Source organism: Streptomyces sp. WAC00040 (assembly GCF_056835925.1).
Window position 1 is genome coordinate 1,681,934 of record NZ_JAKQZE010000001.1, and the last position, 23,353, is coordinate 1,705,286.

The window sequence follows — 23,353 nt, forward strand, 5'->3', positions numbered from 1 at the left end:
CCGGTCGGCCGGGGACGATGAGGTGGGGTAGTCATGAACGCGCCGTACGACGGTGACCGTGGTCAGGGCGCGGGCGGTGACCCTGCAGGCTCCTTCCCGCCCCAGCAGCCCTCGTCGGACCCGTATACGCAGGACCCCTATGTCCAGGACGCCTACGCCCCGGATCCCTTCCAGGCTCAGGACCTCTCCGCCCAGGACCCGGTGAACGAGGCGTTCTACGACCGCTCCGCGCACCCGCCGCCGCCCCCGGGCACCTACCAGGAGCCGCAGCCGCTCTACCAGCAGCCGGCGACGCCCCAGTACGCCCCGGACCCCCGCATCTGGGCGCAGGCACCGCCACCGGAGCCCGAGGGCCCTTCCCGGCACCTCCCATACGGCGACGACGCGCGGACCACACAGTTCACCGGGGTCGACGACCTGGTCACGCGGGCCGGCGAGGAGAAGCCGGAGCCTGACGCTTTCGCTCACCTCTACAAGGACCAGCAGTCCTCGGTGCCGCCGCCCGCCTCCGAACCGGTGCCGGCGCCGCCTGCCCCGAAGAAGCCCACGGGCCGGGCTGCGGGACTTCTGAGGTCGAGTGCCGTGATGGCGGCCGGAACCCTGGTCTCCCGCCTCACGGGCTTCGTACGCAGTCTCGTGATCACCGCAGCTCTCGGCGCCGCGCTCCTCGGCGACACGTTCACCGTCGCCTACACGCTGCCGACGATGATCTACATCCTCACGGTCGGCGGCGGGCTCAACTCCGTCTTCGTTCCGCAGCTGGTCCGTGCGATGAAGAACGACGATGACGGCGGCGAGGCCTACGCCAACCGTCTGCTCACGCTGGTGATGGTGGCGCTCGGCGCGATCGTCGCGCTCGCCATCTTCGCGGCACCGCTGCTGATCCGGCTGATGTCGGACACGATCGCGAGCGATCAGGCGGCCAACAGCGTCGCGGTCACGTTCGCCCGTTACTGCTTGCCCACGATCTTCTTCATGGGCGTCCATGTGGTCATGGGGCAGATCCTCAACGCCCGCGGCAGGTTCGGGGCGATGATGTGGACCCCGGTCCTGAACAACATCGTCATGATCACCACCTTCGGGCTGTTCATCTGGGTGTACGGCACCTCCGCCGAATCCCAGATGGGTGTGCAGACGATTCCCGCTGAGGGGGTCCGGCTGCTGGGCATCGGGACGCTTCTCGGTCTCGTCGTCCAGGCTCTGGCGATGATCCCGTACCTGCGGGAGACAGGATTCCGCTTCCGTCCCCGGTTCGACTGGAAGGGGCACGGGCTCGGCAAGACCGTAAAGCTGGCCAAGTGGACCGTCCTGTTCGTCCTGGCGAACCAGGCCGGCGTTCTGGTCGTCACCCAGCTCGCCACGGCTGCGGGTGAGGCGTCCGGAAAGCAGGGCGCGGGCTTCATCGCCTACACCAACGCCCAGCTGATCTGGGGCATGCCGCAGGCCATCATCACCGTCTCCGTCATGGCCGCCCTGCTGCCGCGCATCTCCCGTGCGGCCCACGACAACGATCCCGGTGCCGTACGCGACGACATCTCCCAAGGTCTCCGCAACTCGGCCGTCGCCATCGTTCCCGTATCGTTCGCGTTCCTCGCGCTCGGCCTGCCCATGTCGACGCTGCTCTTCGCCTCCACCGGTACCGAGGCGGCCCGGGGCATGGGCTTCATCCTCATGGCCTTCGGACTCGGCCTCATCCCGTACTCCGTGCAGTACGTGGTGCTGCGTGGCTTCTACGCCTACGAGGACACCCGGACGCCCTTCTACAACACCGTCATCGTCGCCGTCGTCAACGCCGGTGCCTCTGCCCTCTGTTACGTGCTGCTGCCCGCCCAGTGGGCCGTGGTCGGCATGGCCGCCTCCTATGGCCTCGCCTACGCCGTCGGTGTCGGCGTCGCCTGGCGGAGGCTCAAGAACCGTCTCGGCGGCGACCTGGACGGCGCTCACGTCATGCGCACCTATGCCCGGCTGTCCATGGCGTCCGTTCCCGCGGCGGTGGTCGGCGGCGCCGTGGCCTACGGCATCCTGAAGGGACTCGGCAGCGGCGCCGGGGGCTCCATGGTCGCGCTCGTGGCCGGCGGCATCGCACTGCTGGGTGTCTTCTTCGTGGCTGCGAAGCGGATGCGGATCGAGGAACTCAACGCCATGGTCGGCATGGTCCGTGGCCGGCTCGGCCGCTAGACGGTCGTCACAAGTACCCCGACGGTCGGGCTGCGGGCCGGTCCCGCACAACCATCGTCGGACGCCGTGTGTCGTGCATAGCGTCGGACTGTGGGCACAATTGGCATGGCTGTTGGACATGGCGCAACGGATGGGGAGGCAGGAACGACGGTGGCGGAACGTAGCACGGCTGCCGTCGACGTGGCCGACAACGGCGGGGACGAACCGCTGACCGCGAAGGCGGGCAAGGCCACGACCGACGGGGCGGCAGACACCCAGACGGCAGAGTCTCCGGCAGCGGGCTCTCAAGGCGCGGCGGAAAAGGCCGTGCTCGACAGGGACGACGAACGGCAGGGCGGCGAACCGTCCTACTCGACGCCGGAACTGCACAGCGGCCACAAGCTCGCCAGACGCTATCGGCTCGAGGAGTGCGTCACCCGTCTGGACGGTTTCAGCAGTTGGCGCGCCGTCGACGAGAAGCTCCGGCGCGCGGTCGGCGTGCACATCCTGCCGGCCGACCACCCCCGAGCACGCTCGGTGCTGGCGGCCGCCAGGTCCTCGGCCCTCCTCGGCGACCCGCGGTTCGTCCAGGTCCTCGACGCGGTCGAGGAGAACGACCTCGTCTACGTCGTGCACGAATGGCTGCCCGACGCCGTCGAGCTGACGGCCCTCTTGGCCGCCGGCCCGTTCGAGCCGCACGACGCGTACCAGCTCGTCGACCAGGTCTCCCAGGCGATGGCCGCGGCCCACCGGGAGGGACTCGCTCACCTGAGGCTCACTCCCGGGGCTGTCCTGCGCACTTCGACGGGGCAGTACCGGATCCGCGGGCTGGCGGTGAACGCCGCCCTGCGCGGTATCTCCGTCGACGGCCCCCAGCGCACCGACACCGAGGCCATCGGTGCCCTCCTGTACGCGGCGCTGACGCAGCGCTGGCCCTACGAGAACGACGCGTACGGCCTCACCGGCCTCCCCAAGGGAGTCGGCCTGGTCGCTCCCGACCAGGTGCGGGCCGGCGTCCACCGCGGTCTGTCCGAGCTGGCCATGCGGGCTCTGGTCAACGACGGCGCCACCGCGTCCCGCCAGGAACCGCCGTGCACGACACCGGACGAACTGGCCAAGGCCGTCGCTGCAATGCCGCGCATCCGCCCGCCGGAGCCGGCCTTCACGGCACCGCCCGAGTACCAGCGGACCACCTATCAGCAGGGCAGCTACGCCCGGCCCGCTGCCATGCCGGGAGTCGGCACCACCCAGCCGACGCCGACACCGCCGCCGCCCCTGCAGACCCGGACGGGCAAGGCCCTCAAGTGGGCCGTATCGGCACTCCTCATTGCCGCTCTCGGACTCGGTAGCTGGCAGGTCGCCGACAAGCTGCTGGACAACCGCAACGGCTCCGAGGAGCCGAAGACCTCGGAGACCGAGACCACGAACCAGGGCGGCGACAAGCCCGACGCGCCCGTGCCTCTCGCCATCCAGGGCGCCCAGGAGTACGCACCGGACGGGTCGCCGCAGAACCCGAACAACGTCGGGGCCACTCATGACTCGGACAGCACCACCTATTGGCGGAGCCGGAGCTACTTCGACGGACCGGACCTGGTGCCGTCCGTGAAGCAGGGCGTCGGCATCGTCTACGACCTCGGTTCCGACAAAGACGTCGCCGGCGCGTCCATAGCGTTGCGCTACGGCGGAGACCACACCACCATCAGCGTCTATGCCGTTGATTCGCTGAATCCGTCCGGTCCGGTCGGCTCGATGAAGCAGATCGCAACCGGTCGTACCAGCGATTCCACTCTGAAGGTGACCGCCAAGGAGCCGGTGAAGAGCCGGTACGTGCTGATCTGGATGACGGCGATGCCGTACTCACCGCAGGACGAGTACAGCGATCCCGGCTACAAGCAGGGCATCACGGACGTCGCCTTCACCGGCTGACACGGAGGCATGGGAGGGGGCTCACCGTTGGACGACGCGACACTCGGAGACGTAAGCGACCAGGATCTGCTGGCACGCCACGTCGACGGGGACCCCGACGCCTTCGGCGAGCTCGTGCGTCGCCATCGCGACAGGCTGTGGGCCGTGGCGCTGCGCACATTGGGAGACCGTGAGGAGGCCGCCGACGCGGTGCAGGACGCACTCGTTTCGGCCTTCCGCGCGGCACACACCTTCCGCGGTCAGTCGGCCGTCACGACATGGCTGCACCGCATCACGGTCAACGCCTGCCTCGACCGGGCGCGGAAGGCCGCCTCCCGTAAGACCTCGCCCGTGGACGACACGGAGCGTCTGGAGCAGCTCCTGGAGCCCCACGAGTCGGCAGAGGCTCCCGCCGAGCGTCACGACCTCCACCGGGAGCTCCTGGCCGCCCTGGCGAAACTCCCGGTCGATCAGCGTGCGGCGCTGGTGCTCGTGGACATGCAGGGGTATCCGGTCGCCGAAGCCGCCCGTCTCCTGGATGTCCCCACAGGAACGGTGAAGAGCCGTTGTGCCCGGGGCCGCGCACGTCTCCTGCCCATGCTCACGCATCTGCGTGGTCAGGCCGGGGATAACACCGACCTCACCATGGGAAGGAACCGGACGCCGGGGACATCCGTCCCACCGGCGTCGGGACCAAGAGAGACAGGGCCGAGTGACCCTGCGGCAGTGAAGGGCGGAGGTGGGCGCGCGTGACATCGACCGACACGACTGGGCACCCGCACGTCTCGGAAATCTCCGACCTCACCGAGGGACTTCTCCCGCCCGCACGCACGGCAGAGGTGCGCCTCCACCTCGACGACTGTCCGCTGTGCGCCGACGTGCAGACGTCTTTGGAAGAGATCCGTGGCCTGCTGGGCACCCTGCCGGGTCCTCCCCGCATGCCCGCCGATATCGCCGGCCGAATCGATGCGGCGCTGGCCGCAGAGGCTCTGCTCCAAGCCACGGCACCTGAAGATCGCGAGCACGTTTCACGTGAAACAGTGCTGCGCTCGCCCGCAGCAGAAAATTCTTCGACATCCGCCCGGCCGGCAGGGCACTCCCGCGCGGCGACCGGTCCGGGGCGGAACGGCCGGGCACGTAGTCGACGCGCTGCCGTCCTGGGCGCCGTGTTCGGCGCCGCCGCAGTAGGTGTCGGGGTGATGTTTCTCCAGTCGGCCCAGACGAATACCGCCAACGACGCCTCCGCTGCCAAGAAGGAGACGAGCGTGAGCTCCGCGGCGCGGGGCAACGCGGAGTTCTCCGGCAGCACCCTCGGGAGTCGGGTCCAGTCCCTGCTGGCGGCCGCACCGACACATGAGGCAGAGCCCAGGATCGAGAAGGCGCCCTCCCTCCAGAGCGATCCCAACACGATGTCGCCCAAGGACGCTCCGGACGCCGCGGTGCCTGCCTGCATTCAGCAGGGGACCGGCCGTACAGACGGCCCCATCGCCGCTGAGCGGGGCACATACGAAGGTGTCAACGCCTACCTCGTCCTGATGACACACGCCAAGGACAGCACTCAGGTCCAGGCGTACGTCGTCGATGCGGCATGCGTGGATGGCGCGGCGAACTCGCCCGGAGAGCTGCTCCTCACGGAGTCCTATCCCCGCCCTTGAGACATCGTCTGTGCCGCTCCGGCTTCAAGGGAATGCACGCCCCGTAGGATCCGTTGGGTGGGGTGAGAGTCCATGAAGCCGCCCCGTAGGCAGTAGGCAGTCTGCAGAGACGAGGAACAAACCCGTGAGCGACGTCCGTAACGTGATCATCATCGGCTCCGGGCCCGCGGGCTATACAGCCGCGCTCTACACCGCGCGGGCATCGCTTCAGCCGCTGGTGTTCGAGGGAGCTGTCACCGCCGGCGGTGCGCTGATGAACACGACCGAGGTGGAGAACTTCCCGGGCTTCCGCGACGGCATCATGGGGCCCGACCTCATGGACAACATGCGTGCCCAGGCCGAGCGCTTCGGGGCCGAGCTCGTGCCCGACGACATCGTGTCCGTCGACCTCACCGGCGACATCAAGACCGTGACCGACACGGCCGGCACCGTTCACCGCGCGAAGGCCGTGATCGTCACCACCGGCTCCCAGCACCGCAAGCTCGGCCTTCCCAACGAGGACGTGCTCTCCGGCCGTGGTGTCTCCTGGTGCGCGACCTGTGACGGCTTCTTCTTCAAGGACCAGGACATCGCTGTCGTCGGCGGTGGCGACACAGCGATGGAGGAAGCCACCTTCCTCTCCCGCTTCGCCAAGTCGGTCACGATCATCCACCGACGTGACACCCTGCGGGCCTCCAAGGCCATGCAGGAGCGGGCCTTCGCCGACCCGAAGATCTCTTTCGCCTGGGACAGCGAGGTGGCCGAGATCCACGGTGACCAGAAGCTCTCGGGTCTGACCCTGAACAACACCAAGACGGGCGAGAAGTCCCCGCTCGCGGTGACGGGTCTGTTCATCGCGGTGGGGCACGACCCCCGGACCGAGCTGTTCAAGGGACAGCTCGAGCTGGACGGCGAGGGCTACCTGAAGGTCGACGCCCCGTCGACCCGCACCAATGTCACCGGAGTGTTCGCCGCCGGTGACGTGGTCGACCACACCTACCGTCAGGCCATCACGGCCGCCGGGACCGGCTGCGCCGCCGCCCTGGACGCCGAGCGCTTCCTCGCCGCTCTTTCGGACAGCGAGAAGGCGGCCGAGCCGGAGAAGACCCCCGTGGTCTGACCCACCTTTGGACCACCCAACTCCACCCCACACCTCGCAGAGAAGTAAGGAGGCCGCCGTGGCCGGCGCCCTGAAGAACGTGACTGATGACTCCTTCGAGGAGGACGTCCTCAAGAGCGACAAGCCTGTGCTCGTGGACTTCTGGGCCGCGTGGTGCGGTCCTTGCCGCCAGATCGCGCCGTCCCTCGAAGCCATCGCGGCCGAGCACGGCGACAAGATCCAGGTCGTGAAGCTCAACATCGACGAGAACCCGGCCACCGCAGCCAAGTACGGCGTCATGTCGATCCCGACGCTGAACGTCTACCAGAACGGCGAGGTTGCCAAGACCATCGTCGGCGCCAAGCCGAAGGCCGCGATCGTCCGCGACCTTGAGAGCTTCATCGGAGAGTAGAAACGCCTCCGCTGTTTCACGTGAAACACGAATGGGCCCATCCCTCTCGGGGTGGGCCCGTTTTCGCGTGCGCAGTCAGAGAGGCCGCAGCGCCGGCTCTTTCTGTACGGCTCCCAGCAGACGGTCCAGAGCCAGCTCAACATCTTCCTTCCAGGAGAGTGTCGTGCGCAGCTCCAATCGCAGGCGGGGATATGTGGGGTGTGGTCGGACCGTCTTGAAGCCGACTGCGAGGAGATGGTCGGCCGGCAGGACACAGGCCGGCTCCTGCCACCGGGCATTGCCGAATGCCTCGATCGCACGGAAGCCCCGGCGGAGCAGGTCCTTGGCGACCGTCTGGACAATGACCCGCCCGAGACCCTGCCCCTGATAGCCGGGCATGACCCACGCGGTCATCAACTGGACCGCGTCAGCCGCCACAGGACTCGTCGGGAAGGCAGTGGAGCGCGGTACGTAGGCAGGCGGGGCATAGACAACAAAGCCCACCGGAACCTCGTCCACGTAGACCACGCGACCACAGGACCCCCACTCGAGGAGTACGGCCGAGATCCAGGCCTCTTTCTCGAGCTCAGGGGTACCGGCCTTTACTGCGGCTTCACCGCTGACCGGGTCAAGTTCCCAGAAGACGCACGCACGGCAACGCTTGGGAAGGTCCGAAAGGTTGTCCAGCGTGAGCGGTACGAGCCGACGACCCATGGAGGCTGTTCCTCACTTCCCTCGTGTGCCGCGCTGCGAGCATCTGCCAGCCTGCTCCGCTCGAGGAGGAAGCTGCTGACAAAGCCGCTCACCGCCCCGAGGCCCAGGCCTGCCGTCACCAGTTGGCCGCAGCTCACCGATCGCATGGCCTTGCCCTCTTTCCGAAGTGGCTCAAGGAGGATGCGTCATACCAGAACGCATCGTATCCACCCGACCCCGGCACGGATACCGCGCCAAGCCGAAGGGGCGGGTGGTGTTCCGTGCTCCGGAACCCCACCCGCCCCTTCAGACAGCTTCGACACTTCCGAGCTGAAGGCTCAGGCCTCGTTGTCCTCGGCAGGTCCCTCGCCGAGTCCCTTCTCCAGCACGCGTCCTTCACCGGGGGCCAGTGTCCCGAGGATTCGCTCAAGGTCGTCCATCGAGGCGAACTCGACAACGATCTTCCCCTTCTTCTGACCGAGGTCGACCTTCACTCGCGTCTCGAAGCGGTCCGAGAGCCGAGAGGCAAGGTCCGTGAGCGCCGGGGACAGCCGCGTGCCGGCACGGGGACCCTTCGGCTTGGGCGCGGTCTTGGGGTTCGAGTTCAGCAGCGTCACGATCTCTTCGACGGCCCTGACCGACAGACCCTCGGCGACGATCCGGTGCGCCAGCCGGTCCTGCTCCTCAGAGTCGTCCACGGAGAGCAGAGCTCGGGCGTGCCCGGCAGAAAGCACTCCAGCCGCGACCCGGCGCTGGACGGGCGGGGAAAGCCGGAGCAGGCGAAGCGTGTTGGACACCTGCGGGCGAGAACGCCCGATGCGGTCCGCGAGCTGATCGTGGGTGCAGTTGAAGTCCTTCAACAGCTGGTCGTAGGCCGCCGCCTCTTCCAGCGGATTCAACTGGGCCCGGTGCAGGTTCTCCAGAAGGGCATCCAGCAGCAGCTTCTCGTCATCGGTGTCCCGGACGATCGCCGGGATCCGTTCGAGACCGGCTTCCCTGCAGGCCCGCCAGCGACGCTCACCCATGATGAGCTCATAGCGGTCCGGGCCCAACTGCCGCACGACAACGGGCTGAAGGAGCCCCACTTCCTTGATTGACGTGACCAGCTCTGCGAGGGCGTCCTCATCGAAGACTTCCCGCGGCTGACGCGGGTTGGGCGTGATCGCACCGAGCGGCACCTCGGCGAAGTGCGCACCAGCCGGAGCACTCGCCGAAGTGCCTGCGGCCTCCCCCTCGTGGGCGGGAGCACCCGCCTGCGGTGTGACCACCGCTGCGGGCAACGTGGCGACCTTTGCCGCCGCCACCCCTCGTTCCGCAGTCAGCACTGGGGACGACCCCTGAGACGACTCCGGTCCCGACGCAGTCGGCTGCTTCTCCTGCGGAGCGGCAGGAATCAGCGCACCGAGCCCACGCCCCAATCCTCTACGTCGCTCGCTCACTGGATCCCCTCCGACAAATTCTGCTGGCTGTTCTGGCCCACCTGGGCATGGTGCGGGTCGTACTGCACGCCGACCCCACGCAGCGCGATCTCACGCGCGGCTTCGAGATACGACAGGGAACCGCTGGACCCTGGATCGTAGGTCAGCACTGTCTGCCCATAGCTCGGGGCCTCCGAAATACGCACCGAACGCGGGATGCTCGTACGCAGTACCTCTTCGCCGAAGTGACTGCGCACCTCGTCCGCGACCTGCGAGGCAAGCCGGGTCCTGCCGTCGTACATCGTGAGCAGGATGGTCGAGACATGCAGGGCCGGGTTGAGATGGCCGCGCACCAGGTCCACGTTGCGCAACAACTGGCCCAGCCCCTCCAGCGCGTAGTACTCGCACTGGATGGGGATCAGCACCTCTGCGCCGGCGACCAGCGCGTTGACCGTCAGCAGGCCCAGCGAGGGCGGACAGTCGATGAGGATGTAGTCCAGCGGTTGCTCATAGGCCTGGATCGCCCGCTGCAGCCTGCTCTCCCGCGCCACCAGCGACACCAGCTCGATCTCCGCACCGGCGAGATCGATGGTGGCGGGGGCGCAGAAGAGTCCTTCGACGTCCGGGACAGGCTGGACCACTTCGGCGAGCGGCCTGCTCTCCACCAGGACGTCATAGATCGAGGGAACTTCCGCATGATGATCGATCCCCAGAGCCGTCGAGGCGTTTCCCTGCGGATCCAGGTCGATCACCAGAACGCGCGCGCCGTGCAAGGCGAGCGAAGCAGCGAGATTGACCGTGGTGGTCGTCTTGCCTACGCCGCCCTTCTGGTTGGCAACGACCATGATGCGTGTCTGCTCAGGTCGGGGCAGACCCTCACCGGCACGCCCCAGCGCCTCCACGGCCAGCTGAGCAGCACGGCCGATGGGGGTGTCATCCATGGGGGGCGGTGTTTCACGTGAAACATCGTCCCCCGCGGACTCGGTACGGGGACCGGGGACCGGATCGGTCATCGGTCCCGCGATGTTGGCGTCGGACCGCAAGGATTCACTCTCCTCGACATCAGGCTCGCAATGAGCAGAGCCTGCCATGCTTTCGGGGTCGCGAACCAGCGAGCCCCGTGGATCTGTGGAGGAATCCACCTCTGTGGACAACTCTGTAGCCCTCAAGAGGGGCCTACGACCCTTGGTCGGGGCGGCCGCACGGCCGCGGCTGATGATTCCCTGCAGCAGTGAGCGACGTTTCACGTGAAACACGATGCCCAAGCCACATGACCAGACCGGGGCGACACTCCGAAATCAGTACGTATGGCAACGTGTATGGCTCAGCGACGACGGCGCGTACGACTGGTGCGGGCAGCTTTCGCCCGCTTTGCGGCGAACCTCACACCACCCGGACTCTCCCCGACCTCCACCCGCACAACTGTGGACAGCGGATCGACGAGGCCTTCACCGACATGAAGGACCGAGGTCCCCACGACACCCAGCTTGCTGAGAGCCGCACGCGCGCCCTGGATCTCTTCCTCGGCAGTGTCGCCCTTGAGAGCCAGCATCTCGCCGTAGGGCCGCAGCAGAGGGACGCCCCAACCGGCGAGCCGGTCCAGCGGGGCCACTGCCCGCGCCGTGACCACGTGCACCGGAGGAACCTTCCCGAGGACCTCCTCGGCCCGTCCACGCACCACGGTCACGTGGTCCAGACCGAGCAGCTCCACGACTTCCTGCAGGAAGTTCGTCCTGCGGAGCAACGGTTCCAGAAGAGTGATCTTCAGATCCGGTCGCACCAGCGCCAGCGGGATCCCGGGAAGTCCCGCACCGGAGCCGACGTCACACACCGTCACGCCCTCCGGCACCACTTCCGAGAGGACGGCACAGTTCAGCAGATGCCGTTCCCACAGCCGCGGCACTTCACGCGGCCCGATCAGACCGCGCTTTACCCCGGCGTCCGCGAGCAGCTCCGCGTACCGCACGGCTTCGGGAAAGTGCTCTTTGAACACCTTCCGTGCCGCCTCGGGCGCCTGGGGAAGCTGTGCTGCCTCCGTCACGGGGACCGTCCTTCCGTACCGCACTGCCGCAATGCGGACTGTGGTGGCTGATTAACAGGCTGACAAAGATCGGCCCCGCCTGCGAACAGACGGGGCCGACAGAACAAAGCGGTCAGGCAGGGAGCACGACGACGAAGCGCTGAGGCTCCTCGCCCTCGGACTCGCTGCGCAGCCCCGCCGCCGCGACGGCGTCATGGACGACCTTGCGCTCGAACGGCGTCATCGGGTCGAGCTTCACCGGCTCACCGCTGCTCTTGACCTCTGCGGCGGCCTTCGCGCCCAGCTCGGCCAGCTCGGTGCGCTTGTTCGCCCGGAAGCCGGCGATGTCGAGCATCAGTCGGCTGCGGTCGCCCGTCTCCCGGTGCACGGCCAGACGCGTCAGCTCCTGAAGGGCCTCCAGAACCTCACCGTCCTTGCCGACGAGCTTCTGGAGGTCGCGGCTGGCAGTGTCGCTGATGATCGAAACCGCAGCACGGTCCGCCTCGACATCCATGTCGATGTCACCGTCGAGGTCTGCGATGTCGAGCAGGCCCTCGAGGTAGTCGGCCGCGATCTCCCCTTCCTGCTCGAGGCGGGTCAGGGTGTCGCCACCCTCGGCGGCGGCGGAGATGGTGCCTTCCGTCACGGATGCTCCTTCTTACTTCTTGGACGACGGGTGCTTGGGCCGCTGCGGGCCCTTGCGCTGTCCGGACTTGGGCTGGCGTGCGGAACCGGTGGCCTTGCCGCCGCCGGCGCCCTGCTTGGCGTCGCCCTGGGAGGAACCGGCTCTGGAGCGGCCCTCCGCCGGCTTGTCCTTTTCCAGGGAGGTCTTGGCAGTGGCGCCGGCGGCGTCGGAACCCTTGGCGGCACCCGGCTGGGCCGTCGTGGTCTGGCGTTTGGACTTGCTCTGGCGCTTGGGCTGCTGACGCCTCTGTGCGGGGCCGCCCTCGGCCTCGGCCACGGCCGCCTCGCTCTTGGTCACCGTGCCGTCCGCCTGCGCGGCCAGGCCGGCCTTGGCGAGACCGGAGATGAACCGGCGCTCGTTGTCGTTGCGGTCCGTCCCCTTGGCCACGATCGCCTGGACGACACTGCGCTTGCGCCGCGAGCGGACCTCGCCGTGGGCGGTGACGCTCTTGAGAAGCCGCTGCAGATAGTGGTCCTGGGCCTTGCTGCCCGGGGTGGGGTTCTGGTTGATCACGTACATCTGCTGGCCCATGGTCCACACGTTGGTGGTCAGCCAGTAGACGAGGACACCGACGGGGAAGTTGATGCCCATGACGGCGAAAATCAGCGGGAAGATGTACATCAGCATCTTCTGCTGCTGCATGTACGGCGTCTTGACCGTGAGGTCGACGTTCTTCTGCATCAGCTGACGCTGGGTGTAGAACTGCGACGCCGACATCAGGATGATCATGATGGCGGTGACGATGCGGACGTCGGTCAGGGAGGCGTTGAGCGCCTCGACCTTCGCCGGGTCGTCCATGAACTTCGCAGCGATGGGAGCACCGAAAATGTGCGCCTCACGCGCGCTGTTCACGAGGTCCTTGTTGAGCACCCCGATCTCGTCACCCGAGGCGATCTTGCTGAGCACGTGGTACAGCGCGAAGAAGAACGGCGACTGGGCCAGGATGGGAAGGCACGAGGAGAGCGGGTTGGTGCCCGTCTCCTTGTACAGCTTCATCATCTCTTCGGACTGACGCTGTCGGTCGTTCTTGTAGCGCTCCTGGATCGCCTTCATCTTCGGCTGGAGCGCCTGCATGTTCCGGGTCGACTTGATCTGCTTCACGAAGAGCGGGATCAGACAGATCCGGATCAGGATCACGAGCGACACGATGGACAGTCCCCAGGCCCATCCCGTGTCAGGGCCGAAGATCGCCCCGTAGAGACTGTGGAACTGGACGATGATCCACGAGACAGGCGTGGTGATAAAACTGAAGAGACTGGCAATCGTGTCCACTAATCAGGCTCCTTGAGCATTGGGCGAGGTCTCTGCGGCCGGGCCCTGGGATGCGGAGGCCGATCCCGGGGCAGGCAGATCAACGGCGGCGTCCCCGCCCTTGCTGTCGCCGCGCAAGGCATCACGCAGCATTTCGTGCCACCGCGGGCGCTTGCGCTGAGGCACGTGGTCCACCCCGCCCGGCGACCACGGATTGCACCGCAGGATGCGCCAGGCGGTCAGTACCGTGCCCTTGACCGCGCCGTGCCGGTCGATGGCCGTGTATCCGTAGTGGGAACACGACGGGTAGTACCTGCAGACGGGCCCCAGCAGCGGGCTGATCGTCCACTGATAGATCTTGATCAGAGCCAGCAGCGGGTACTTCATCGCGCGCCCCCTCCCAGCAGCCGCTGAAGAGCGGCGTCCAGGTCTCGGGCCAGCTGTGCATGTTCGGCGTCACCCGCGCCGGGCAGCGCCCGTACGACCACCAGGCTACCGGGGGGCAGCTCGGAGAGCCGATCGCGTATGAGATGGCGCAGTCTCCGCTTGACCTTGTTGCGGACCACAGCACCGCCCACAGCCTTGCTCACGACGAAACCCGCACACGTCGGGGAGGCGCTCTCCCCAGGCGCGTGCGGGTCCGTTGTGCCGCTGCGAAGGTGGACGACGAGAAGCGGGCGGCCTGCCCTGCGTCCCCGCCGTACCGCAGTCGCGAAGTCCTCGCGCCGCCTCAGCCGATTCTCGGTAGGCAGCACGTCATGACCTGTACGCGATCAGGCGGACAGGTTGGCGCGACCCTTGCCACGGCGGTTCGCCAGGATGGCGCGGCCGGCACGGGTACGCATGCGCAGGCGGAAACCGTGGGTCTTCGCGCGACGACGGTTGTTCGGCTGGAAGGTGCGCTTGCTCACTCGGGGGCTCCAGAAATGATTCGTAGACGGCGGGACATCGCCTGGCTGTCACCGTGCGCCCACGAGAAGCTCGCGATTACGCCCGTGTGCACCGCTTCACAATCACAGATCGTGATCTTTGCCCATCGGAGGCAGGCGGCAGCAGCCATCGACAACTCGACCTGGTCACGGTACGCGCGGCTACGCCATCCGGTCAAACCGACCCTATGGCGTGGTCCACTGTGCACAGGCTGTGGACAACAACTTGAACCACGCGGGTCGCCCTGACTACCGTGGCTGAACTTGGATTCGTTTCCTGCCTGTCTTCCCATCCCGTCCCGAGAACCACACATTCGTGGGACCTGTGAGAGAGCGTGCCTTGTGGCTGACGTACCTGCCGATCTTGCCGCAGTGTGGCCACGAGTGCTCGAGCAGCTCCTCGATGAGGGCCAGCAGGGCGTCGAGCCGAAGGACAAACAGTGGATCGAGCGCTGCCAGCCGCTCGCCCTGGTCGCCGACACCGCACTGCTCGCCGTCCCCAATGAATGGGGCAAGCGCGTACTCGAAGGCCGACTCGCTCCCCTCATCAGCGAGACGCTGAGCCGTGAGTGCGGCCGCCCCATCCGGATCGCGATCACCGTCGACGATTCGGTCGGCGAGGGGCCGATGCCCCAAGGCCCTCCGCAGCAGCAGCCCCGGTACCAAGGTCCGCAGCACGACGAGCCCCGGCCCGGAGATCCGTACGACACCTACGGCCACCGCTCCTCCGACGACGGTCTCCCGACGGCCAGACCCGCCTACCCCGAGTACCAGCAGCGGCCCGAGCCGGGCTCCTGGCCGCGTACCCAGGAGGACCTGTCGTGGCAGCAGCCGCGGCTCGGGGGGTTCCAGGAACGCGACCCCTACGCCTCCCCGCCGCAGCGGCAGCCCGACCACGACTACCGGTCGCCGCAGCCGCCGGAGCGTCGGCAGTACGACTCACGTCCGGAGCGGCACTCGATGCAGGAGCCGCAGGCTCCGCACCGCGGCCCTTCGGGAGCTCCCGGACCGCTCGGCGCACAGCCGGCACCGGCTCCTGGTCCCGGCGAGCCGCAAGCCCGCCTCAATCCCAAGTACCTGTTCGACACCTTCGTCATCGGCGCCTCCAACCGATTCGCACACGCCGCGGCCGTCGCTGTCGCCGAGGCTCCGGCCAAGGCGTACAACCCCCTCTTCATCTATGGGGAGTCGGGACTCGGCAAGACGCACCTGCTGCACGCGATCGGGCACTACGCGCGCAGCCTCTACCCGGGCACCCGCGTCCGGTACGTGAGTTCGGAGGAGTTCACCAACGAGTTCATCAACTCGATCCGGGACGGCAAGGGCGACACCTTCCGCAAGCGCTACCGGGACGTGGACATCCTCCTCGTCGACGACATCCAGTTCCTCGCGAGCAAGGAGTCGACACAGGAGGAGTTCTTCCACACCTTCAATACCCTCCACAACGCCAACAAGCAGATCGTGCTGTCCTCCGACCGGCCGCCCAAGCAGCTGATGACGCTGGAGGACCGGCTGCGCAACCGGTTCGAGTGGGGCCTGACCACGGACGTGCAGCCCCCGGAGCTCGAGACGCGCATCGCGATCCTCCGGAAGAAAGCCGTCCAGGAGCAGCTGAACGCCCCTCCGGAGGTATTGGAGTTCATCGCCTCCCGCATCTCACGCAACATCCGTGAGCTCGAGGGCGCGCTGATCCGCGTGACGGCGTTCGCGTCCCTCAACCGGCAGCCGGTGGACCTGGGGCTGACCGAGATCGTGCTGAAGGATCTGATCCCCGGCGGAGAGGACGCGGCTCCCGAGATCACCGCGAGCGCCATCATGGCGGCCACCGCGGACTACTTCGGGCTCACGGTCGAGGACCTCTGCGGTTCCTCCCGCAGCCGGGTGCTCGTGACGGCGAGGCAGATCGCCATGTACCTGTGCAGGGAGCTGACGGATCTGTCGCTTCCGAAGATCGGCGCACAGTTCGGTGGCCGGGACCATACGACGGTGATGCACGCGGACCGGAAGATCCGGGCCCTCATGGCGGAGCGGCGGTCCATCTACAACCAGGTGACCGAGCTCACCAACCGCATCAAGAACGGCTGACAAGCCGGCCACGACGGCTCCTGAGGGCGCTCCGGGACGGTTCCCGGGGCGCCCTCAGCCGTTTCACCCCCACCGCTCTGTTCGATTTCGAGCCGGCGTCGAGCCGTTCTCCACAGTGGAGCCGGGATTCTTCCGTCCACAGCCTGGGGACCAGGAAGTTGTCCACGACCGGTCCACAGGCATACCGATCACCGGGCCGTCCACCCAGGTCAGCACCTTGGGGATTTGTGGCAAACCAAGTTCCACAGACTGTGGACACGGAAAACATCCACAGGCTGTGATCGTCGTTGTCCACCGCCGCCCCACAGGCAACGGCCCGTTGCCCACAGCTTCTCCACACCCCTGTCCACTGTTCGGCAACGAAACACACCCGCTCACCGCGTTGAGTGAAAGCCGTCACACCAACGAGGTCGGTTGGCCTGTGGGGAACCGGGGTAAAGCTGGGGACGGGACTGGGGAGAAGTCCCTGGGGCCTGTGCATCGGGTGTGCAGAACTTTCGCGTGTCCACAGAAGCGCCCGGTTGTCCACGGTCACCGCCCACAGGCGCAGTGGACAAAAAAGCGGGCTTGACCTGGGCAAACGACGTTATCCACCGTTTCCACAGCCCCTACTACTACTCCCACCTAGAGTTACCGGGGAATTCGCTTCGAAGAAGGCCCTGTGCACAACTCGAGCCCGGACCGCCGGGCAGCTCTTGCCACGACTTGACCCCGACCCGCACCGACTGTCGGCGTCGTGCGTCAGACTGGTCCCCGGCATCAAGCCGACGAGAAGGCCAGCAGGGCGAGCCAGCAACAGCAGGAGGCGGTTCCGGTGAAGATCCGGGTGGAGCGCGATGTACTCGCGGAGGCGGTGGCGTGGGTGGCCCGTAGCCTCCCGGCCCGGCCGCCGGCGCCCGTTCTTGCGGGCCTTCTCCTGAAGGCGGAGGACGGGGCCGTCAGCTTCTCGAGCTTCGACTACGAGGTCTCGGCCCGTGTGTCGGTCGAGGCCGAGGTGGACGAGGACGGCACCGTCCTGGTCTCCGGCCGTCTTCTCGCCGACATCTGCCGCGCCCTCCCCAACCGTCCGGTGGAGATTTCCACAGACGGTGTACGAGCAACCGTGGTCTGCGGCTCGTCCCGATTCACACTCCACACCCTGCCTGTGGAGGAGTACCCGGCACTGCCGCAGATGCCGACCGCGACCGGCACCGTGCCCGGTGAGGTCTTCGCCTCGGCCGCTGCCCAGGTCGCCATCGCCGCCGGTCGCGACGACACCCTGCCCGTCCTGACCGGTGTGCGCATCGAGATCGAGGGCGACACCGTCACGCTGGCGTCGACCGACCGCTACCGCTTCGCCGTCCGCGAGTTCCTCTGGAAGCCCGAGAACCCGGACGCCTCCGCGGTCGCCCTGGTGCCCGCCAAGACACTGCTGGACACCGCCAAGGCGCTCACCAGCGGTGACACCGTCACCCTGGCGCTGTCGGGCTCCGGCGCCGGTGAGGGTCTGATCGGTTTCGAGGGAGCGGGGCGCCGGACCACGACGCGCCTGCTCGAGGGCGACCTGCCGAAGTACCGGACGCTCTTCCCGACCGAGTTCAACTCGGTGGCCGTCATCGAGACCGCGCCGTTCGTCGAGGCCGTCAAGCGCGTGGCCCTGGTGGCCGAGCGCAACACCCCGGTGCGGCTCAGCTTCGAGCAGGGCGTGCTGATCCTGGAGGCGGGCTCCAGCGACGACGCACAGGCTGTGGAGCGGGTCGACGCGCAGCTCGAGGGCGACGACATCTCGATCGCCTTCAACCCGACCTTCCTGCTGGACGGCCTGAGCGCGATCGACTCGCCCGTCGCCCAGCTCTCGTTCACCACCTCCACCAAGCCGGCGCTGCTGAGCGGCCGGCCGGCCGTGGACGCCGAGGCGGACGAGGCCTACAAGTACCTGATCATGCCCGTGCGGCTGAGCGGCTGATCAGCGGCTTTTGAGCGCTTGACCCCACAGGTGTGCACCCGTGTCCGGGCGTAGGCTCGGACACGGGTAGGTACTGCACACAACGATTGAGGAATCATCTGATGGAGCTCGGTCTCGTCGGTCTCGGCAAGATGGGCGGCAACATGCGCGAGCGCATTCGCCGCGCCGGCCACACCGTCATCGGGTACGACCGCAACCCTGACGTCGCTGATGTCCACAGCCTCGAGGAGCTTGTGGGCAAGCTCAAGGGCCCGCGGGTCGTCTGGGTCATGGTCCCGGCAGGCGCCGCCACGCAGTCCACGATCGACGAGCTGGCCGAGCTGCTCTCCCCGGGTGATGTGGTCGTCGACGGCGGCAACTCCCGCTGGACCGACGACGAGAAGCACGCCGTCGAGCTGGGCCTGAAGGGCATCGGCTTCGTCGACTGCGGTGTGTCCGGCGGTGTGTGGGGCCTGGAGAACGGCTATGCGCTGATGTACGGCGGAGACGCCGAGAACGTCGCGAAGGTGCAGCCGATCTTCGACGCCCTCAAGCCGGAGGGCGAGTTCGGTTCGGTCCACGCGGGCAGGGTCGGCGCGGGCCACTTCGCCAAGATGGTCCACAACGGCATCGAGTACGCGATGATGCAGGCCTACGCCGAGGGCTGGGAGCTCCTGGAGAAGGTCGACTCGGTCACCGATGTGCGCGAGGTCTTCCGTTCCTGGCAGGAGGGCACGGTCATCCGTTCCTGGCTGCTCGACCTCGCGGTCAACGCGTTGGACGAGGACGAGCACCTCGAGCAACTGCGCGGTTATGCACAGGATTCCGGCGAGGGCCGGTGGACGGTGGAAGCCGCCATCGACAACGCCGTTCCGCTGCCTGCGATCACCGCGTCGCTGTTCGCCCGTTTCGCGTCCCGTCAGGACGACTCGCCGCAGATGAAGATGATCGCCGCGCTGCGCAACCAGTTCGGCGGCCACGCGGTGGAGAGCAAGAAGTAGTCCACAGGCTGTGCACCAGTGGTGCACAGCCATGCCGGGGGAAGGTCGGCGCACACCATGCACGTCACGCATCTGTCGCTGGCCGACTTCCGCTCGTACGCCCGGGTCGAGGTCCCTCTCGATCCGGGCGTCACCGCTTTCGTGGGGGCGAACGGGCAGGGCAAGACGAATCTCGTCGAGGCCGTCGGCTATCTCGCCACGCTGGCCAGCCACCGCGTCTCCTCGGATGCGCCGCTGGTACGGATGGGGGCCGAGCGGGCCGTCATCCGGGCCGCCGTGACCCAGGGGGAGCGCTCGCAGCTCGTCGAGCTCGAACTCAATCCCGGCCGGGCGAACCGGGCCCGGATCAACAGGTCGTCGCAGGTCAGGCCTCGTGACGTGCTGGGGATAGTACGGACGGTGCTCTTCGCCCCGGAGGACCTGTCGCTGGTGAAGGGCGATCCCGGCGAGCGCCGGCGGTTCCTCGACGAGCTGGTCACGGCACGCTCTCCGCGGATGGCGGCTGTGCGCTCCGACTACGAGCGTGTGCTGAAGCAGCGCAACACCCTGCTGAAGTCGGCGGCCATGGCGCGGCGACACGGCGGCCGTGGCATGGACCTGTCCACCCTCGACGTCTGGGACCAGCACCTGGCTCGCGCGGGCGCCGAGGTGAGCGCTCAGCGGCTCGACCTGATCGCCGCCCTGCAGCCGCTTGCGGACAAGGCGTACGAGGCGCTCGCGCCAGGAGGCGGTCCCGTCGCGCTCGAGTACCGGTCCTCGGCCGGCCCCATGGACGAGGCGCACGGCCGCGAAGCGCTGTACGAGCAGCTGACGGCGGCACTGGCCGAGGTGCGCAAGCAGGAGATCGAGCGGGGCGTGACCCTGGTCGGTCCTCACCGTGACGAACTGGTCCTGAAATTGGGGCAAATGCCCGCCAAGGGGTACGCGAGCCACGGAGAGTCCTGGTCGTACGCGCTGGCGCTGCGGCTGGCTTCGTACGACCTGCTGCGGGCCGAGGGCAACGAACCCGTGCTGGTCCTCGACGACGTCTTCGCTGAGCTCGACGCCCGGCGCAGGGAGCGGCTGGCCGAGCTGGTGGTCCCCGGCGAGCAGGTGCTGGTGACCGCGGCCGTGGACGACGACGTACCCGCAGTGCTGGCGGGTGCCCGCTACGAGGTCTCGGGCGGGACGGTGCAGCGCGTATGACCGGCGAGAGCGGGGAAAGGCCGGCAGAGGCAGGGGCTTCGGGCGCCGGAGAGTCCTCCGGTGTGGATCTGGCACGCGTGGCGTTGCGGGCCGCGAAGGAGCAGGCCAAGGCCCGTGGCGCGGCGGCGCAGCAGAAGAAGCAGGCCAGACGGGGCGGTGGGCTGCGGTCCGGCGCCCGGGCCGACGGGCGTGATCCGCTGCCGCTGGGTGCGGCGATCAACCGGCTGATCACCGAGCGGGGCTGGGAGACGCCGGCCGCCGTGGGCGGGGTGATGGGCCGCTGGCCGCAGATCGTGGGCGACGATCTGGCCAATCACTGTGTCCCGCTGCGGTACGACGAGGCGCCGGACGAGCGCCTGCTGACCGTTCAGTGCGACTCGACGGCGTGGGCCACCCAGCTGCGGCTGCTGGCTCCGCGCCTGGTGGCCCGGCTCAACGAGGACCTCGGGCACGGGACCGTCCGCGCGATCAAGGTGCTCGGTCCGGGAGGCCCCGCGCGCCGGTTCGGACCCTTGCGGGCCCCGGGCAGCACGGGCCCCGGGGACACCTACGGCTGATGTCAGGCCGTCACCGCGGAGGCCCTTGCGGTACAAGGAACCGGGTGGCACGGATGAGGTGTCCCTCACGGTAGCGAGAGGTTGACAGCCCGAAGCGCTCAAAGCCCGCGTGAGCCTCTTGGAGCCCCTTCCCGGATATGGGGAGTCGGACCGTGATGGTTCAGGGCGCCACAGGCGGACTCAGCTACCGGCAAACCGCCATTAGTGTCAGCGATACCGGTAGACTGGTCGACAGTCCCGCTTCTGTCGCGGGACACGTCGATTAGATGCCGAACGACGCAGCCGCTCCCGCCTTGCCGGTGAACGGCTCGTGCTGTGCCAGAAAGGGCGCTTCGTGGCCGATTCCGGCAACCCCAACGAGAACACTCCGTCCACCCCTGCCGGTGGGAACGGCGAGGTCACAGCCTCGTACGACGCCAGCGCGATCACCGTCCTCGAGGGTCTGGACGCGGTCCGCAAGCGCCCCGGCATGTACATCGGCTCGACCGGTGAGCGTGGACTCCACCACCTCGTCCAAGAGGTCGTCGACAACTCCGTCGACGAGGCGATGGCCGGCCACGCCGACACCATCGACGTCACGATCCTCGCCGACGGCGGCGTACGCGTCATCGACAACGGCCGTGGCATCCCGGTGGGCATCCACCCCGTCGAGAAGAAGCCGGCCGTCGAGGTCGTGCTCACAGTGCTGCACGCGGGCGGCAAGTTCGGCGGCGGCGGCTACGCCGTCTCCGGCGGTCTGCACGGTGTCGGTGTCTCCGTGGTGAACGCGCTGTCCTACAAGCTCGCCGTCGAGATCTGGACGGACGGCTACCGCTGGACGCAGGAGTACAAGTCGGGCGTCCCCACCGCGCCGCTGGAGCGGCACGAGGCCACCACCGAGACCGGCACCTCGGTCACGTTCTGGGCCGACGGCGACATCTTCGAGACGACGGAGTACTCCTTCGAGACGCTCTCGCGCCGTTTCCAGGAGATGGCCTTCCTCAACAAGGGCCTGACCCTGACGCTGACCGACGAGCGTGAGTCGGCCAAGGCCACCGCGGGCGCGGAGACGGGTCAGGAGCCGGAGGACCTCGAGCAGCCGGCCCGCACGGTCAAGTACCACTACGAGGGCGGCATCGTCGACTTCGTGAAGTACCTGAACTCCCGCAAGGGCGAGCTCATCCACCCCACGGTCATCGACATCGAGGCCGAGGACAGGGAGCGGCTGCTCTCCGTCGAGATCGCGATGCAGTGGAACTCGCAGTACACGGAGGGGGTCTACTCCTTCGCGAACACGATCCACACGCACGAGGGCGGCACCCATGAAGAGGGCTTCCGCTCCGCACTCACGGGCCTGGTCAACCGGTACGCACGCGAGAAGAAGCTGCTGCGCGAGAAGGACGACAACCTCTCCGGCGAGGACATCCGCGAGGGTCTGACCGCGATCATCTCGGTCAAGCTGGGCGAGCCGCAGTTCGAGGGTCAGACGAAGACCAAGCTGGGCAACACGGAGGCAAAGACCTTCGTGCAGAAGGTCGTCCACGAGACCCTGACCGACTGGTTCGACCGCAATCCGAACGAGGCCGCGGACATCATCCGCAAGGGCATCCAGGCGCAGACGGCCCGCGTCGCGGCCCGTAAGGCGCGTGACCTGACGCGCCGCAAGGGTCTGCTGGAGTCGGCGTCGCTGCCGGGCAAGCTGAGCGACTGCCAGTCCAACGACCCGACGAAGTGCGAGATCTTCATCGTCGAGGGTGACTCCGCCGGCGGCTCGGCCAAGTCCGGCCGTAACCCGATGTACCAGGCCATCCTGCCCATCCGAGGCAAGATCCTGAACGTCGAGAAGGCGCGGATCGACAAGATCCTCCAGAACACCGAGGTGCAGGCGCTGATCTCGGCCTTCGGCACCGGTGTCCACGAGGACTTCGACATCGAGAAGCTCCGCTATCACAAGATCATTCTGATGGCGGACGCCGACGTCGACGGCCAGCACATCAACACCCTGCTCCTGACGTTCCTGTTCCGCTTCATGCGGCCGCTCGTCGAAGCGGGCCACGTCTTCCTCTCGCGCCCGCCGCTGTACAAGATCAAGTGGGGCCGGGACGACTTCGAGTACGCCTACTCCGACCGCGAGCGCGACGCCCTGGTCGAGCTGGGCAAGCGGAGCGGCAAGCGGATCAAGGAAGACTCCATCCAGCGCTTCAAGGGTCTCGGCGAGATGAACGCCGAGGAACTGCGCATCACCACCATGGACCAGGACCACCGAGTGCTCGGCCAGGTCACGCTGGACGACGCGGCCCAGGCCGACGACCTGTTCTCGGTGCTCATGGGTGAGGACGTGGAGGCGCGGCGCTCGTTCATCCAGCGCAACGCCAAGGACGTCCGCTTCCTCGACATCTGAGTCGGTCTCAGCTGACCGCACGAAAGGACTGAAGACCAG

General features: G+C 67.6%; 21 protein-coding genes. 12 read left to right on the plus strand and 9 right to left on the minus strand.

The genetic code is table 11. From position 1 onward, the window contains the following. Positions 1-33: 33 nt before the first annotated feature. From murJ to trxA, 6 genes are all read left to right on the plus strand, one after another. Entirely contained in the window at positions 34-2,178 is a 2,145-nt protein-coding gene (gene murJ, locus MDN94_RS07740; protein ID WP_482725162.1) for a murein biosynthesis integral membrane protein MurJ, read from the plus strand. Positions 2,179-2,328: 150 nt separating this feature from the next. Next, on the plus strand, positions 2,329-4,083 hold the full coding sequence (locus MDN94_RS07745; protein ID WP_482725163.1) for a protein kinase family protein: 1,755 nt from the start codon (positions 2,329-2,331) through the stop codon (positions 4,081-4,083). Between the two features lie 27 nt (positions 4,084-4,110). After that, a complete protein-coding gene (gene sigM, locus MDN94_RS07750) occupies positions 4,111-4,815 on the plus strand; it encodes an RNA polymerase sigma factor SigM (protein WP_441263328.1) in 705 nt (234 codons plus the stop codon). Beyond that, positions 4,812-5,717 (plus strand): anti-sigma factor, encoded by a 906-nt coding sequence (locus MDN94_RS07755; RefSeq protein ID WP_482725164.1) that lies wholly within the window; start codon positions 4,812-4,814, stop codon positions 5,715-5,717. The genes sigM and MDN94_RS07755 overlap by 4 nt, the downstream gene beginning before the upstream one ends. 124 nt (positions 5,718-5,841) lie before the next feature. Next, entirely contained in the window at positions 5,842-6,816 is a 975-nt protein-coding gene (gene trxB / locus MDN94_RS07760; RefSeq protein WP_159689842.1) for a thioredoxin-disulfide reductase, read from the plus strand. A gap of 58 nt (positions 6,817-6,874) precedes the next feature. Then, the gene (gene trxA / locus MDN94_RS07765; RefSeq protein ID WP_100108089.1) at positions 6,875-7,207 is read left to right on the plus strand and encodes a thioredoxin; all 333 of its coding nucleotides are present in this window, start codon (positions 6,875-6,877) and stop codon (positions 7,205-7,207) included. 75 nt (positions 7,208-7,282) lie between these two features. Here trxA and MDN94_RS07770 read toward each other — a convergent pair whose 3' ends face one another. The 9 genes from MDN94_RS07770 to rpmH all read right to left on the minus strand — a co-directional run bounded on the left by MDN94_RS07770 (position 7,283) and on the right by rpmH (position 14,164). Further along, a complete protein-coding gene (locus MDN94_RS07770; protein ID WP_189473151.1) occupies positions 7,283-7,900 on the minus strand; it encodes a GNAT family N-acetyltransferase in 618 nt (205 codons plus the stop codon). A 317-nt stretch (positions 7,901-8,217) separates the two neighbouring features. Continuing rightward, positions 8,218-9,318: a ParB/RepB/Spo0J family partition protein gene (locus MDN94_RS07775; protein ID WP_482725165.1), complete on the minus strand. Its 1,101-nt coding sequence runs from the start codon at positions 9,316-9,318 to the stop codon at positions 8,218-8,220. Continuing rightward, positions 9,315-10,388 carry a ParA family protein gene (locus MDN94_RS07780; protein WP_482725166.1) on the minus strand — a complete coding sequence of 358 codons (1,074 nt, stop codon included), beginning with the start codon at positions 10,386-10,388 and terminating at the stop codon, positions 9,315-9,317. The genes MDN94_RS07775 and MDN94_RS07780 overlap by 4 nt, the downstream gene beginning before the upstream one ends. Positions 10,389-10,621: 233 nt before the next feature. Further along, entirely contained in the window at positions 10,622-11,338 is a 717-nt protein-coding gene (gene rsmG / locus MDN94_RS07785) for a 16S rRNA (guanine(527)-N(7))-methyltransferase RsmG (protein WP_482725167.1), read from the minus strand. Between the two features lie 112 nt (positions 11,339-11,450). Then, positions 11,451-11,963 carry a Jag family protein gene (locus MDN94_RS07790; protein ID WP_453455766.1) on the minus strand — a complete coding sequence of 171 codons (513 nt, stop codon included), beginning with the start codon at positions 11,961-11,963 and terminating at the stop codon, positions 11,451-11,453. Between the two features lie 12 nt (positions 11,964-11,975). Then, entirely contained in the window at positions 11,976-13,274 is a 1,299-nt protein-coding gene (gene yidC, locus MDN94_RS07795) for a membrane protein insertase YidC (protein ID WP_482725168.1), read from the minus strand. Positions 13,275-13,277: 3 nt separating this feature from the next. Further along, positions 13,278-13,640 carry a membrane protein insertion efficiency factor YidD gene (yidD, locus tag MDN94_RS07800; RefSeq protein WP_441263334.1) on the minus strand — a complete coding sequence of 121 codons (363 nt, stop codon included), beginning with the start codon at positions 13,638-13,640 and terminating at the stop codon, positions 13,278-13,280. After that, the gene (rnpA, locus tag MDN94_RS07805) at positions 13,637-14,008 is read right to left on the minus strand and encodes a ribonuclease P protein component (protein WP_005314963.1); all 372 of its coding nucleotides are present in this window, start codon (positions 14,006-14,008) and stop codon (positions 13,637-13,639) included. The genes yidD and rnpA overlap by 4 nt, the downstream gene beginning before the upstream one ends. Positions 14,009-14,026: 18 nt before the next feature. Further along, on the minus strand, positions 14,027-14,164 hold the full coding sequence (gene rpmH / locus MDN94_RS07810; protein WP_014047156.1) for a 50S ribosomal protein L34: 138 nt from the start codon (positions 14,162-14,164) through the stop codon (positions 14,027-14,029). 360 nt (positions 14,165-14,524) lie between these two features. On the opposite strand from rpmH, the gene dnaA reads away from it, so the two are divergent. From dnaA to gyrB, 6 genes are all read left to right on the plus strand, one after another. Beyond that, positions 14,525-16,267 (plus strand): chromosomal replication initiator protein DnaA, encoded by a 1,743-nt coding sequence (gene dnaA, locus MDN94_RS07815; RefSeq protein WP_482725169.1) that lies wholly within the window; start codon positions 14,525-14,527, stop codon positions 16,265-16,267. 814 nt (positions 16,268-17,081) lie between these two features. Then, entirely contained in the window at positions 17,082-18,212 is a 1,131-nt protein-coding gene (gene dnaN / locus MDN94_RS07820) for a DNA polymerase III subunit beta (RefSeq protein ID WP_005314958.1), read from the plus strand. A gap of 101 nt (positions 18,213-18,313) precedes the next feature. Continuing rightward, complete coding sequence (gnd, locus tag MDN94_RS07825) at positions 18,314-19,192, plus strand: phosphogluconate dehydrogenase (NAD(+)-dependent, decarboxylating) (protein WP_159689825.1); 879 nt, start codon at positions 18,314-18,316, stop codon at positions 19,190-19,192. A gap of 57 nt (positions 19,193-19,249) precedes the next feature. Then, the gene (gene recF, locus MDN94_RS07830; protein WP_482725170.1) at positions 19,250-20,377 is read left to right on the plus strand and encodes a DNA replication/repair protein RecF; all 1,128 of its coding nucleotides are present in this window, start codon (positions 19,250-19,252) and stop codon (positions 20,375-20,377) included. Continuing rightward, positions 20,374-20,934 carry a DciA family protein gene (locus MDN94_RS07835; RefSeq protein ID WP_482725171.1) on the plus strand — a complete coding sequence of 187 codons (561 nt, stop codon included), beginning with the start codon at positions 20,374-20,376 and terminating at the stop codon, positions 20,932-20,934. Before recF ends, MDN94_RS07835 begins: the two co-directional genes overlap by 4 nt. Before the next feature lie 310 nt (positions 20,935-21,244). Then, entirely contained in the window at positions 21,245-23,314 is a 2,070-nt protein-coding gene (gyrB, locus tag MDN94_RS07840) for a DNA topoisomerase (ATP-hydrolyzing) subunit B (RefSeq protein ID WP_482725172.1), read from the plus strand. Positions 23,315-23,353: the final 39 nt, after the last annotated feature.